At 55.9% G+C, this 13,208-nt stretch carries 17 protein-coding genes; 7 read left to right on the forward strand and 10 right to left on the reverse strand.

Annotated features, from left to right (window positions below; translation table 11 throughout):
* Positions 1 to 32: 32 nt before the first annotated feature.
* Genes HNQ92_RS06115 through HNQ92_RS06125 form a run of 3 tightly spaced genes read left to right on the forward strand, consistent with a single transcriptional unit; the run spans position 33 to position 3,396 of the window.
* Positions 33 to 968 carry a dihydrodipicolinate synthase family protein gene (locus HNQ92_RS06115; RefSeq protein WP_184172243.1) on the forward strand — a complete coding sequence of 312 codons (936 nt, stop codon included), beginning with the start codon at positions 33 to 35 and terminating at the stop codon, positions 966 to 968.
* A 25-nt stretch (positions 969 to 993) separates the two neighbouring features.
* A complete protein-coding gene (locus HNQ92_RS06120) occupies positions 994 to 2,112 on the forward strand; it encodes a Kelch repeat-containing protein (protein WP_221307397.1) in 1,119 nt (372 codons plus the stop codon).
* A 27-nt stretch (positions 2,113 to 2,139) separates the two neighbouring features.
* Entirely contained in the window at positions 2,140 to 3,396 is a 1,257-nt protein-coding gene (locus tag HNQ92_RS06125; protein WP_184172245.1) for an MFS transporter, read from the forward strand.
* Positions 3,397 to 3,443: 47 nt separating this feature from the next.
* Here HNQ92_RS06125 and HNQ92_RS06130 read toward each other — a convergent pair whose 3' ends face one another.
* From HNQ92_RS06130 to HNQ92_RS06155, 6 genes are all read right to left on the reverse strand, one after another.
* On the reverse strand, positions 3,444 to 3,722 hold the full coding sequence (locus HNQ92_RS06130) for a YidH family protein (protein WP_184172247.1): 279 nt from the start codon (positions 3,720 to 3,722) through the stop codon (positions 3,444 to 3,446).
* 72 nt (positions 3,723 to 3,794) lie between these two features.
* Positions 3,795 to 5,078 (reverse strand): citrate synthase, encoded by a 1,284-nt coding sequence (locus HNQ92_RS06135; protein WP_184172249.1) that lies wholly within the window; start codon positions 5,076 to 5,078, stop codon positions 3,795 to 3,797.
* A gap of 315 nt (positions 5,079 to 5,393) precedes the next feature.
* Positions 5,394 to 5,828, reverse strand: a complete 435-nt coding sequence (locus tag HNQ92_RS06140; protein WP_184172251.1) for a hypothetical protein — start codon at positions 5,826 to 5,828, stop codon at positions 5,394 to 5,396.
* A 73-nt stretch (positions 5,829 to 5,901) separates the two neighbouring features.
* Positions 5,902 to 6,834 (reverse strand): tRNA (adenosine(37)-N6)-dimethylallyltransferase MiaA, encoded by a 933-nt coding sequence (gene miaA, locus HNQ92_RS06145; RefSeq protein WP_184172253.1) that lies wholly within the window; start codon positions 6,832 to 6,834, stop codon positions 5,902 to 5,904.
* 15 nt (positions 6,835 to 6,849) lie between these two features.
* Positions 6,850 to 7,758: a hypothetical protein gene (locus tag HNQ92_RS06150; protein WP_184172255.1), complete on the reverse strand. Its 909-nt coding sequence runs from the start codon at positions 7,756 to 7,758 to the stop codon at positions 6,850 to 6,852.
* 108 nt (positions 7,759 to 7,866) lie between these two features.
* Positions 7,867 to 8,490, reverse strand: coding sequence for a hypothetical protein (locus tag HNQ92_RS06155; RefSeq protein ID WP_184172257.1), 624 nt, complete (start codon positions 8,488 to 8,490; stop codon positions 7,867 to 7,869).
* Positions 8,491 to 8,703: 213 nt separating this feature from the next.
* Here HNQ92_RS06155 and HNQ92_RS06160 point away from each other — a divergent pair, with 213 nt between their 5' ends.
* Both HNQ92_RS06160 and HNQ92_RS06165 read left to right on the forward strand, forming a co-directional pair.
* Positions 8,704 to 9,609, forward strand: coding sequence for a prohibitin family protein (locus tag HNQ92_RS06160; protein WP_184172259.1), 906 nt, complete (start codon positions 8,704 to 8,706; stop codon positions 9,607 to 9,609).
* 220 nt (positions 9,610 to 9,829) lie between these two features.
* A complete protein-coding gene (locus tag HNQ92_RS06165; RefSeq protein ID WP_184172261.1) occupies positions 9,830 to 10,189 on the forward strand; it encodes a SpoIIAA family protein in 360 nt (119 codons plus the stop codon).
* 13 nt (positions 10,190 to 10,202) lie between these two features.
* Here the strand turns inward: HNQ92_RS06165 and HNQ92_RS06170 are convergent, their stop codons facing one another.
* Complete coding sequence (locus HNQ92_RS06170) at positions 10,203 to 11,030, reverse strand: SGNH/GDSL hydrolase family protein (RefSeq protein ID WP_184172263.1); 828 nt, start codon at positions 11,028 to 11,030, stop codon at positions 10,203 to 10,205.
* 107 nt (positions 11,031 to 11,137) lie between these two features.
* On the opposite strand from HNQ92_RS06170, the gene HNQ92_RS06175 reads away from it, so the two are divergent.
* Both HNQ92_RS06175 and HNQ92_RS06180 read left to right on the forward strand, forming a co-directional pair.
* Positions 11,138 to 11,299 carry a hypothetical protein gene (locus tag HNQ92_RS06175; protein ID WP_184172265.1) on the forward strand — a complete coding sequence of 54 codons (162 nt, stop codon included), beginning with the start codon at positions 11,138 to 11,140 and terminating at the stop codon, positions 11,297 to 11,299.
* Positions 11,300 to 11,334: 35 nt separating this feature from the next.
* A complete protein-coding gene (locus HNQ92_RS06180) occupies positions 11,335 to 11,601 on the forward strand; it encodes a hypothetical protein (protein WP_184172267.1) in 267 nt (88 codons plus the stop codon).
* Positions 11,602 to 11,643: 42 nt separating this feature from the next.
* Here the strand turns inward: HNQ92_RS06180 and HNQ92_RS06185 are convergent, their stop codons facing one another.
* The 3 genes from HNQ92_RS06185 to HNQ92_RS06195 are packed head-to-tail and all read right to left on the reverse strand — an operon-like array spanning position 11,644 to position 12,939.
* Positions 11,644 to 12,105: a hypothetical protein gene (locus HNQ92_RS06185; protein ID WP_184172269.1), complete on the reverse strand. Its 462-nt coding sequence runs from the start codon at positions 12,103 to 12,105 to the stop codon at positions 11,644 to 11,646.
* A gap of 16 nt (positions 12,106 to 12,121) precedes the next feature.
* Positions 12,122 to 12,583, reverse strand: coding sequence for a DUF6644 family protein (locus tag HNQ92_RS06190; protein WP_184172271.1), 462 nt, complete (start codon positions 12,581 to 12,583; stop codon positions 12,122 to 12,124).
* Positions 12,584 to 12,585: 2 nt separating this feature from the next.
* Positions 12,586 to 12,939 (reverse strand): DUF6152 family protein, encoded by a 354-nt coding sequence (locus tag HNQ92_RS06195; protein ID WP_184172273.1) that lies wholly within the window; start codon positions 12,937 to 12,939, stop codon positions 12,586 to 12,588.
* Between the last annotated feature and the right edge of the window lie 269 nt (positions 12,940 to 13,208).

Consider the following 13,208-nt stretch of genomic DNA (forward strand, 5'->3'; position numbering starts at 1 on the left):
TCCCTTTAAATAGTTACTTTTTTTAAAATTCCATGACAGTTATTCCCAAAATACAGGGGCTCGTGGCGGCTCCGTTTACGCCCATGCATGCCAGCGGCGATCTGAATCTTACGGTCATTGACCACTATGCCCAGCTGCTCGTCCAGAATGGCGTGAAAGGCGCATTTGTGGCCGGTTCGACGGGCGAGGGCGTTTCGCTGACCTTGGACGAAAAAAGGGCACTACTCCGGGCCTGGGGCGCGGTGGATCAGCCCAGCCTCCAGAAAATCATGCTGGTGGGAGGTACCTCGCTGGCCGAGTGCAAGGTGTTAGCCCAAGAAGCGGCGACGCAGGGTTTTCAGGCCATGGCGGTGCTGGCCCCTTACTACTTCAAGCCCGCCACGGCCCGGCTCCTGGCCGATTTTTGCGTGCAGATCGGGGAAGCGGCCCCCGAGCTGGGGCTGTACTTTTACCACATTCCGGCCCTGACCGGCGTACACCTGTCGATGCTGGATTTTCTGACCGAGATGGACGGCCGCCTGCCCAACTTCCGGGGGATCAAGTATACCCACAACGACCTGATGGAGTACCGGCAGTGCGTCCTTTTCAACCAGGGGCAGTACGACATTCTCTGGGGCTGGGACGAAATATTCCTGGCGGCGCTGGCCATGGGCGCGCGCGGGGCCGTGGGAAGTACCTTCAACTACGCCGCGCCGCTTTACAACGAGCTGATCGCCGCCTTCGACGCGGGCGACCTGGACCGGGCCCGGTCCCTGCAAGACCGCTCCATTGCCATCGTGCGGTTGTTGGGCAAATACGGCGGCATCGGCGTCGGGAAAACCTACATGCGGGCCCTGGGCCTCGACTGTGGCGATTTCCGGCTACCCGTACGCAATCCCAGGCCGGAGCAGTACGCGGAGTTTCAGCAAGATCTGCAAAGCATTGATTTTTGGAAATACGCCAGCGTGCTGCCGGTGCAGGTACCTTAGTACGTCCTTTTTTACCCTACATATCTTGCGACTATTCCTAACCCTTTTCCTGCTACTACCCCTATTGAGCCGGGCGCAATCGCGGCTGGAGCCCGTTCGCTGGCCCGACTTGCCCGCCCAGGACGTAGGCCCCCACCTGGGCGTGGCGGGAGCCTACTCGGGGGTGAGCCATGGGGCGTTGCTACTAGCCGGGGGCGCTAACTTCCCGCGGGGGTATCCCTGGGAGGGCGGTAACAAGGTGTGGCAGGCCGACATCTACCTACTGGACCGCCCCCAAGGTACCTGGCGACTCGTGGGGCGACTGCCCCGGCCCCAGGGCTACGGGGCGTCCGTCAGCTGGAACAACCGGGTACTTTGTGTGGGGGGCAACGACGCCCAGCGCCGCTACGCGGAGGTACTTGCGCTGCGTTGGGACGCCGCCACGGCCCGTCTCCTGACCGACTCGCTGCCGTCTTTGCCCAAGCCCCTGGCCAACCTGGCGGCGGCCGTGGCGGATGACAAGCTTTATGTATTTGGCGGGGAATCGGACCAGGGCGCGGAAAGTACCTTGTACGTGCTGGATTTGCAAAAACCGCAAAAAGGCTGGCAAAAGCGGGCGGCGCTACCCGCTCCCGCCCGCGCCTACACGGCACTGGTAGCGCAGACGGGACCGCGCGGACCGGCACTGTACGTACTGGGCGGACGACAAACCGTAGCAGACCACACGACCCTCTTCGCCGATGCGTACGAGTACCAGATCCGGCGCAACCGCTGGCGCGCGCTCCCGCCCCTGAACCGGGGGCTGTCGGCGCACGGAGCCGTGGCCCACGGGCCGCATACGGTACTGGTGGTGGGCGGGGACGACGGCGAGCGGCTTTTGCAAATTGAGGCGCTGAACAACCAGCTCAAAACGCGGCCGCCCGGTACCGAGGCCGACCGCCTCACGAGCGAGCGCAACGCCTTGCAGGCCGAGCATCCGGGATTCAGGCGGGAGGTGTGGGCGTACCATACCCTCCGGCGTACCTGGAGCCTGGTAGGTACTTTGCCCATTAAAGTACCCGTCACCACCCCGCTGGTACCTTGGGAAGAAGGTTTTCTTCTGCCGAGCGGCGAGGTAGCGCCGGGCGTCCGTACCCCCGCCGTGTGGCAGGTCGTTGTAAACTAAAATGCGTACAAATTTCCCTTTTTCCGCATGACACCAACTCCTCGTACTACGCAATCTACCAGCTACCCCTGGGTGCTGGTGGGGCTGCTGTGGGTGGTAGCGCTGCTCAACTACCTCGACCGCCAGATGCTGGCCACCATGAAACCCGCCATGCAGGTCGATATTGCCGAGCTGCAGTCGGCCACCAACTTTGGGTACCTGATGGCCATTTTCCTCTGGATCTACGGCCTCATGAGCCCCATTTCGGGGCTGGTTGCCGACCGGCTCAACCGGAAGTGGATCATCGTGGGTAGTTTGTTTGTGTGGTCGGCGGTGACGCTGCTCATGGGCTACGCCACGACGTTTGAGCAGCTCTACGGGCTGCGGGCGGTCATGGGCGTGAGCGAAGCCCTGTACATTCCGGCGGGGCTGTCGCTCATTGCCGACGCACACTCGTCCCGCACGCGCTCGCTGGCCGTGGGTATTCACATGACGGGCCTGTACATGGGCCAGGCGCTGGGCGGCTTTGGGGCTACCATCGCGGAGTCGTACTCGTGGCAAAGTACCTTTCAGGTGTTTGGCCTCGTCGGGATCATTTACGCGTTTATTCTCAGTATTTTTTTGCAAGAAATCAAAAAGCCCTACGCCGAGCCGGTGGACGCCCTGGCGTTACCCCAAAAAATCCCCGTCTTCCGGGGCTTGTCGGTGCTGCTGCTCAACCCGGCCTTTTGGGTTATTTTGCTTTACTACGCCGTGCCCAGCCTACCCGGATGGGCTACCAAAAACTGGCTTCCCACGCTTTTTGCCACCAACCTGGGCATCGACATGGCGCAGGCCGGGCCGTTGTCTACCATTACCATCGCGGCTTCTTCGTTTGTGGGGGTGATCACGGGCGGGCTGCTGTCGGACCGCTGGGTACAAAAAAACGTGCGGGGGCGCATCTACACCAGCGCCATTGGGCTGGCACTCACGATCCCTTCGCTGCTGCTGATTGGCTTTGGGCACTCGCTGGTGCACGTGGTGGGCGCGGCGCTTTGTTTTGGTTTTGGCTTCGGCATGTTCGATGCCAACAACATGCCCATTCTTTGCCAGTTTGTGTCGCCCCGCTACCGGGCTACCGGCTACGGCCTCATGAACATGGTGGGGGTATTTGCGGGCGCTTTTATCACCAACCTACTGGGCAAGTCTACCGACGCGGGGAGTTTGGGGCAGGATTTTGCGATGTTGGCGGGCATTGTGCTGCTGGCGCTGGCCGTGCAGCTGTACTTTCTACGACCCGTCGCCAACGACATGGCCGCAACCTGAGCTTTTTCTTGGAGCAACCCAAGGGTACTTTTTCGCCTAAAGGTACTTTACACCGTCGTGTAGTAGGCCCGGATGCGCTTCCTAACTACCCGGTACCGAATGAGGCCCGTCATGAGCACAGCGGGCGAAAGCACCAGCAGAAAGTACCCCGCATCGCTTACGTCTTTCAGAAGTTCCAGTCCCAAAAAAGTCAATCCGCCCGCCAGGAGGGCAATGCTGGTGCGAAAGTAGGCCAGAAAAGTACGCTCGTTGGCCAGGTTGGTGCGTTCTACGGCCAGCTTGTCGGCCAGGCTCAGAGCGTTTAGCTCGGGAGAAGAAGTAGGCATGGGTTGGTGTCTGAAGCAAAAGGCGTCGCTGAAACGAATCAGCGACGCCTTTTCGGCTTGGATTAGGGTTAATTAGCGATTTTCAAGCGCTACAAACTCGCGGAGTGTAGCCCCGGTATAGATTTGGCGCGGCCGACCGATGGGCTCCTTGTTGGCGCGCATTTCTTTCCACTGGGCAATCCAGCCCGGCAGACGCCCGATGGCAAACATCACCGTGAACATGTTGGTAGGAATACCCAGCGCGCGGTAGATGATGCCCGAGTAGAAGTCTACGTTAGGATAAAGCTTGCGCGAGACGAAGTACTCGTCCTTGAGGGCGGCTTCTTCCAGCTGGCGCGCAATGTCTAGTACCGGATCATTCACGCCCAGCTTGGTCAGCACGTCGTCGGCGGCCTTTTTGATGATGCGCGCGCGCGGATCGAAGTTTTTATACACGCGGTGTCCAAAACCAAACAGCCGGAAGCCGCTGGATTTGTCCTTGGCCATGTCAATGTACTTTTGGGTATCGCCGCCGTCGGCCCGAATGGCCTCCAGCATCTCGATCACCTCCTGGTTGGCTCCGCCGTGGAGCGGCCCCCAGAGGGCACTGATCCCCGCCGAAATGGACGAGTAGATGTTGGCCTGCGAGGAGCCCACCAGCCGCACCGTGGAGGTAGAGCAGTTTTGCTCGTGGTCGGCGTGCAGGATCAGCAGCTTGTTGAGGGCTTGCGACACCACGGGATCCACCTCGTAGTTTTCCACCGGCAGCGCAAACATCATGTTCAGGAAGTTGGAGCAGTAGTCGAGGTTGTTGTTGGGGTAGTTGACCGGATGCCCCTGCGATTTCTTAAAGGACCAGGTAGCGATGGTAGGTAGTTTGGCCAGCAACCGGATGATGTGCAGCTCGGTATCTTCGGGCGCCGTGGAGTCAAACGAGTCGGGGTAGAAGGCGCTCATGGCACTCACCAGCGACGAAAGTACCCCCATCGGGTGGGCGTTGACGGGGAAGCCCTCGAAGATTTTCCGCATGTCTTCGTTGACCAGCGTGTGCGTCCGGATCTCGTACTCGAAGTCGGCGTACTGCTGGGCAGTGGGTAGTTCGCCGTAGATGAGCAGGTAGGCTACTTCCAGAAACGTGGCTTTTTCGGCCAGGTCTTCGATGGAATAACCCCGGTAGTGCAAGATACCCTTTTCGCCGTCGAGGAAGGTAATGGCACTTTTTGTGGCCCCCGTATTTTTATAACCGTTATCAATCGTAATGTATCCGGTCTGGTCGCGCAGCTTGCTTATATCAATGGCTTTTTCCTGCTCACTGCCTTCGACCACCGGGAATTGGTAATTTTGACCGTCTATGGTTAATTCGGCTATCTGTGACATAGTAGTTAACTAGTGAAATTAAAGTTTACTTAAAAGAAGATCTAGGGTTAATTGGTAAAAACAATATTCTTAAATAAAACCAGAAAGGACCGTGTTGGTTTAGCCCTGAGTATCGTGGGGCAATGTTTCTGAGGTATCCCTACCCATTTTGCGCTCTGCTGCTGCCTATGCCGGGATTTTGCGAAGCCGCAATATCTAAAAAAACTCGGTATTTTCTAAGGCTAGTGCTACAATATTGGCATAAAATACCGCATATGTGCTATAATATTTTACTTTTCAACCATCCTGGCAATACGTTTCTTCCCGGCCCGGTACTCACACCTCCGGCTGCTTGCGGGCTTCAAAAATGGCCATGATGAGGTACCTCCCAAACAGGCCGATCAGCAGGATGGGCAGCAGGTGAGCCCCGTAGATGAAGGCCTTGCCCGTGAGGCGGTAGGTAAAAGACGAAAACGTGACGTACACGTAGGCAAACAGCGAGAGCCCCAGCACAAAGAGCATCAGGTACCAGCCCACGGCCACGCGCGGGCGGGCCTGCCACCGAATCACCTCACAGATGGCCAGCGAAGTACCTACCACCAAAAATACCGTGGCCAGCGCACGCGGGAAGGTTTTGAGGTAGTCGTGCTGGTAGATCAGTACCCCAATCCGGCCGATGAGGTTGGGGTGGGAGAGCAGGTAGGCGTCGGTTACGCCCAATATCACCAGGAGCAGGGTGGTGGTCAGGTTTTTTTTAAGGGAAGCAAGCATGCTAGAAGTGGGTTGTTTAGGGTGAAATTGAATTGACAAAAAAGCCAAAAGGTACCTACAAGGTACCTGGCCCTTACGAAGGGGCCAAGTACCTGACGTCTTCCTGAATCTGGTCGAGCCAGGCTTCGGGCGTTTGGGCGTGGTCGAGCCAGCGAATGGGCAGGCCGTCGCGCTCCATTTTACGGAAAAAAGTCATTTGTCGCTTCGCAAAGCGGTGGATCTCGGTTTCGAGCCGCTGGATCATGGGCGCGTACGGCAGGTCGCCGGTGCAGTAGTCGGTCACCCATTTGTACTCCAGGCCGTAGTACCGGAGCTGCTCGGGGGCCAGGCCGCGCTGGAGCAGTTGCTGTACTTCCTCTATGAGGCCGTTTTGCAGGCGCTGGTGCAGCCGCCGACTGATCCGCTGCCGACGAAGCGCCACGGGCGGGTCGAGGCCGTAGATGAGCGCGTCGGGGCGGGGTACCTTCGCCTGAGCGGGGTACTCCGGGTGCTGCCGAAGATAGGTACCTATTTCGAGCGCACGAAGCAGGCGCTTGCGCGTGGAGGTATCGGCCAGGGCCGAGTAGGCCGAAGGCAGGGCTTCGAACCGCGCCTGAAGTACCTCCGTGGGGTACTTTTCCAGCTCCTGCCGCAGCGCGTCATCGACGGGAATGCCCGTGTAGGTGTGTCCGCGCAGGACGGCGTCGAGGTACAGGCCGGTGCCACCGCAAACGATGGGGGTACTTCCCCGCGCCCGGATGGCCGCCAGCGCCGCCCCAAAATCTTGCTGAAAGCGGTGTACATGGTACTTTTCACCGGCGTCCAGGATGTCGATGAGGTGGTGGGGAATCAAAGTACCCTGCACCTGGTACTCGTCCAGGTCTTTGCCGGTGCCGATGTCCATGCCGCGGTATACCTGCCGCGAGTCGGCGCTGAGAATCTCCCCGCCCAGCCGGTGGGCGAGCCGGGTGGCGAGCTGGGTTTTGCCGGAAGCAGTGGGGCCAAGAATGACGATCAACGGGGGCATTGTACAAAACGGACTTTAAAGTACCTGGTCGGACCGGACGGGTGGCGGCACAAAGTACCTCACAAATTTAAGATTTCCGCGGTTATAAACCGGCAAGAATCCGGGCGGAGGGGTACTTGGGACGAGCTTGGTACCGACGAGCCGCTGCGGGTCGTGGCGACGGAGCGTCAGGAGGTCCAGCCAGAACAGCTGCGGAGGTGTAGCCGAATCGACCAGAAAACCCAGGTGCCGGTAGCTGTGGCCGCTAGACCAGTCGCGGTCGGCGTAGGTCATGAGGTCGTCGGGTTGCCATTCGTTCACAAACGTTTGTATGCATTTATTAAGCCCACCCACTACGGTATGGTACTTGAGGCTCGCGAAGCGGATCAGCTCGCAGGAGCGGAAGGCTCGTCCGCCCCGCCAGATGGTACGGGCATTGCTAAACCCCGCCACCGCTACCGGCTCCTCGGCGCTGGGAAGTGCTTTAGCAAAGGCCCGGCCAAGGTACCTGGGCTTCAGGAAAAGCCCGTACTTGATGCGCGCCGAGGCGGTACCCTGCAGGTGATGGGTTTTCAAAAAGGCATCCAACGTGGGCTGGCTGATCCGGCGAATTTCGCACAGCCGGGCGGGAATGCGCGTAGACTGCCCCAGCCGCGCCAGCAGCCGCGACTGCACGATGTCACGCTGCGTGAGCCAGGTATCTTCCCAAAGCTGCACCCAGGTACCTTCGTCAGGGGCTTTCAGCAGGTCTTCCGGCTCCGCCCGCCAGGTAGGTAGGTCAATGAGGCGAAGCGCCAAAGTACCCCCTGCGCGGGGCCGCTGAACCACCAGCGTAGGAAAAACGGAGGGCCGAAGTACCCGCAGGTACGAAACGTACCCCGCCGACCACAGCCACGCCTGCACTTGCTCGGCGAACGAAGGGACGGACGGGGTAGGTACTTTCATGCCACAAAGATAGGCGCAGGTACCCTAGGCGGGTAGCGGTGGGGCATAAAAAAAGTGCAGGCGGCGTGCCTGCACTTCTAGGAAAAGCTTTATAGGAAGCGTAGCGTCTTAGCGCTTGCCGATGCCGAACACCAAACCTACGTTGATACCCCCAAAGCGGGACGTCGACTCGAAGTCGATGTTGTCGGCGGTACCGACGTTGGCCCGGCGGTTTTCGTTGGCAAACACAAAGTGGTAAATGCCTTCCACCTGAATTCCTACCTGGCCAAGATCAAACAGAATACCGGCCCGGGGCGCGGCACCAAAGTTGCTCCGGCGGTCGGGGTCCAGGATGGTATTGCCGTTGAAGCTCGCGCGGGCCTTGCTGAAGTACACCCCCGCGTCACCCCCGATGTACGGACGAATGGCCCCGTCGGTCAGGAAGAAGTCCAGGGTACCCGTCACGGGCATCAAGGTACTTACGTAGTCCAGGTCCTGGCCCAGCAGCCGGTAGTTTTTGCCGTCGGCGTAAATTTTCCCGGCTATCCCAATGGCAAATTGGGGTCCCAGGAACACGCGGAGGTTGGCTCCCCCGCCATAAATGGTGTTGGCATCTTCGATGTTGGATTTGGCAATCCCTCCCTGCAAACCTAGCGAAAGCTGCGCCATGGCGCTTCCGGCCGTTAAGAGTACGCCTGTGAGAGCAATGGCTGCCAGACGAAGCGTTGCTTTGCGATTGAAATTCTTTTTCATGGTAAATAGTAGTTGATTAGTACTAAGTACGCTTCCCTGAAAAAAGGATGCCTACCCCCCAAAGCACCTTTTTGTATGGCTAACCGTGAAAAAAAATACCCGACTTACCATGCGTCGGGTACCCGTGGTGACAGCGGTTTAGAAAGAAGAAAGGTTAGATTATGATTATATTAATGTATATTAGAAATTATTCAATTTTAACCCTCTCTACCTATGTTTCTTCTCTTCCTCGGGGTCCTGCTGCTCCTCACCGGATTTGCCATTCAAGCCTCCGACTTTAACATTTCACGCTATGCTTCCCTCCTAAAAGTAGGTGGCCTGGTCGTATTGCTGCTGGGCGTCTTGACGGCCAGTATCCGGCAGATTGACGCCGGTACGATCGGGGTTCAATCCTTGTTTGGAAAAGTAAGTGACCGTACCCTCGAAAACGGACTTAACTTCGTAAATCCCCTGGTGGAGGTGGCCGTATTTGACACCAAGACCCAGAACTACACGATGGCCGCCGTAACGAGCGAAGGGGAAATACGGGGCGACGATGCCATCCGGGTACTTTCCGCGGACGGACTGGAAGTGATCATTGACCTCACGGTGCTCTACCGCATCCTGCCCGAAAAAGCGCCCGGTATCTACAAGGGCATCGGGACCGACTACAAGGACAAGATTGTGCGGCCCGTTACCCGCACACGCATCCGGGACAATGCCGTGTATTACGACGCCGTGGCGCTGTACTCCAAGCGACGCGACGAGTTTCAGGACCGTATTTACAAAACCATTGACAAGGATTTTAAAGAGCGCGGCTTAGTGTTGGAACAACTACTGATCCGGAACATCAACCTGCCGGAGTCGGTCAAGAAAAGCATCGAATCCAAGATCAACGCCGAGCAGGACGCCCAGAAAATGGAATTTGTACTGCAAAAAGAAAGACAAGAAGCCGAGCGCAAGCGCGTGGAAGCCAAAGGGATTTCTGATTACCAGACCATCATTGCCCTGAGCCTGACCGACCGCCAGCTGCAATACGAAATGATCACGGCCCAAAAAGAACTGGCCGCCTCTCCCAATACCAAGATCGTGGTGCTGGGCGGGAGAGGGAACACGCCTTTGCTCTTGACGGATAAGTAACCACGTTGCGATTTGGGTAAGGCAAGAGGTAGGCAATATGAGCTCCAGAGCTCATGCTGCCTGAGGGTACTTGCTGCGGTTGTTTTCTGACCAGGTACCTTGCCTACCTCGTTTTTTATACACAGTGGTCTGGAACGGTGTTTATTGTCCTTTCAACGAGGTTCTGTTCCACACAGGTAAATCCGTACGTGATACGTATACTTTTCAAAACCGACCGACCATGTTTAGCAAAATACAAACTACCCCGGAAAACGTACTGGGGGTACTTGTCACCGGGAAAATCACCAAGGCCGACTACGACTACCTGAATCCCCTCCTGGAAGCGCATAAGCAAAAGTACGGAGACCTACGCCTTTACGTGGAGCTGCACGACTTCCAGTGGCCCGACGCCCCGGCCCTGTGGGAAGACCTGAAAATGACGATCAAATACTTGGGCCCCACCACCAAGCTAGCCATAACGACCGAAACCGACTGGATCGAGAAAATAGCCGAAGGAGCCGGGGCCGTCATACCCGGAATGGAGGTGAAGGCGTTTCACCTACCCGAGCGTGAGCAGGCTTTAGTGTGGGCGTCGGCCTGAGGGGTACTTTGCCTCACCGCAGTCCTTTCCATTTTTGTACCAGCAGGTCGGTGATTCGCTCGTAGCCCTGGTCGGAAGGGTGCAGGCCGTCGTAGGTCATGTATATGGCTTCTTCGGGGTAGGGGTACTCGTCCTTTTCGGGGTCGAAGGGTACCTCCACGTAGTCGGGGTAGAGGTAGGGGCGGTACTGGCCGGTGGCGGGGTCTTTGAGGCGCTTGAAATGCACCATGTTTTCGGGCGTTATGCCGCTGTCGTGGTAGAGGTTCACGACGGGGTACTTGGCCCGCTTTCCTATCTCCACCAGCGCCTGGGCAAACTGCTCCAGGTACTGGTCATTTTTGGGTTTGTAGGAGCCGTAGGCGTTGTTTTTGTAATTATTGATATACACAAAATCCCCCCGCTGCATAGGCGTGATCAGGATGATGCGGGCCTTTTGGTTGAGCTGCTTCAGCTGGTCGGTAATGACCCGAAAGGAGCCGTAGACGGTACCCGTGCCGGTACTTTGTTCGTAGTCGGCCCAGGTACCCAGCGTTTTGCCCTGCCACCAGTCGTTGGTACCCAGAAAGACCGTGTACACGTCGGCCTTTACGAGCCCGAGCTTCTTGATGTTTTCGGCCACGCGGACGGCCGTCCAGCCGTTGTGGCCCTGGTTGGTGTAGGTCACGCGCGGGTACCGTTCCGTAAGTAGCGTCAGGTACCCTTTGGTCACGCGGTTTCCGGTTTCGTCGGGATGGTCGTTGAGGTAAGTGATGGAGTCGCCCAGGGCCACCCAGGTAATTTGGCGCGGGGCGGCGCCCAGGAAACAAACCGCGAAGAGAATAAGGAGTATTCTTTTTTGCATGGGTACAAAGCGTGAAGGGAATAGCTGGCTGCAATGATAAGAATAAACGACAAATAGTTGTTTTGTTACGTAACGTTACATACTTTCGTAAAGTACTGGCAACAAATATGAATAAGCAGCAATTAATTTTTAATCTGCGCATGGAGATCGCGGCGTTAAGGCAGGCCTTGCGGGATTCTGACGACGTAGGGTTGACAGAAGAGCAAATAAATACAATTCTGGATCGGATGAACTACCTGCTTGCCCTAGTAAGAAAGCTAGAGGAATAATAGGTAGTTGGAATTTTTATAATGAAAATAGAAAAATGAAAGCAACGGAAAAAGTAGATATCGATACGTTGATAAGCCGCGCGGATGCGCTGATCAAGGAAGGAACGGATTTTCTGATGAAAGAAGGAAAAATTCTCGAGTTGGACAATTGGCTGTCGATCACAGAATATGCCAAGAAGTACAATCTTTCTACTCAAAATGTGTCTCAATGGATACGTCGCGGCGTAATTTCCGAAGATGATTACATAGAGATAGGGAAGTTTGGCAAAAAACTCGTACGGGATGTTCCGTATAGGGAGTGAACTTTGCTGTGACAGGGAAGATATCAAAGAGAAATCGAGTACTCAGGAATATTCAACGATGACCGACTTTCTATTGAAAATGTAACTGAGCAAGAGTAAACAGGGAAGCGCAAGCCAACTGGTAAAGATAAGTTCTATTCCATTTTGCCCATCAATAACAAAGCATAAGGTCTGAGCAGTTGTAAAAAAAGGAACTAGTGCCACTTGAATGCAGCAATATTCTACTATATTAAACAGAGCTATCCTATTTTGAAGTGAATGGGGGTGATATAGAGTAAGGTTGCTGAGATTTTTGTAAAAAATGATGGGCAGAAGAATACTACCCATGGCACAAAGTACCCAGATTAAGTTAAGCGACTTTATGCAATCAAAACCTATATTTTGAAGTAAAGAAGCTAAACTTACTAAAGCAAAGGCACTAAAACCTCCCATAAATAATCCCGCCAAAGCAAAAATGCCGGTGGGCTTGATAAAGTTAAACCGTTCTTTTTTATAGTTAGGCATAGTAAGAAAAGTACCTTCAATAGGCCAGCAAGCGTCCGCAGGCAATGACTCCGATCCAAAGCAGGATGGACAGTACCGCCGAGATCCTGGAAAAAGCGGGCGGCTCGTCAGGGGTACTTTTGTTAATAAAAGAATGAAAAACCCACACGTTGAGGGCCGCCAGGGCGAGCAAGAGGAGCTTCAGCCCAAAGGTAGGATCGGTACCCAGCGTGCGGGCATTGGTGATGAACAGCAGCAGGCCGGAAGGAACGATCAGCCACAAGCCCCGCCGCGACCACGGCAGCAGGTGCCGGGCCAGCCCGCTCACGGGCAGGTACCGCGCCTGGCCCAACAGCCGGAGGTCGAACAAAAAGGCGGCCCCCACCAGCAGCACAATGCCTACGATGTGCACGATCTCCAGCGCGGGGTACAGCCACAGCGACTGCCGGATGCCCACCGCCCAGGCCGTTTGCTCGAGCCAGTCGAGGTACCTGAGCACGGCTAGCGGAGTTCGTATTTTTCGCCGTCAATGAAGATCCGCTCGGCCCGCATTTCTCCTTTGTCGGTTTTGTGCGGGTAGGCCACCAACCTTACGGAGGTACCTTTCTTAATCATTTCTTCGCTGACGCCCCGGGAATTCATGCGGCTGGTAGGGGCGAGGTAGATGGTCTGAGGCTGCTTTTTGTATTTGACCTTGATCAGCACGTGCGGATTTTCGTAGACCGACTCCTCAATGGTAGCCTTGAAATCCTGCGGCTTGGTTTGGTCATATTCTGACCAGCCGTGATGGAAAAAGGTGAAGGAGGCACAGAGCAACAGCGCGCCCACCAGCCAGGTACTTTGCAGTCGATTCATCGCTTGGTTTGGATTTAGTGATACATAAAGATAACTAAATCATTTTGTTAACTGCAAGGGGAGGGGGGCGAAGTTACTTTTTAACCTCTCTCAATGCATCAGCCAAATAGCCAACGTGAAATTTTGGCAACGTAGCCAAATTCATTATGAGAGGTAAATCCGTAAAAAAAGTGATTCGAAAGTGTTACTTGGAAATTACAAAAATAGGTCGATTCTGTAATTTGCAAATAACACTTTAGGGGTACTCTTTTAATTTGTTACCTTATCTA

Origin of the sequence: Rhabdobacter roseus (genome assembly GCF_014202275.1) — a bacterium.
Lineage (GTDB): Bacteria > Bacteroidota > Bacteroidia > Cytophagales > Spirosomataceae > Rhabdobacter > Rhabdobacter roseus.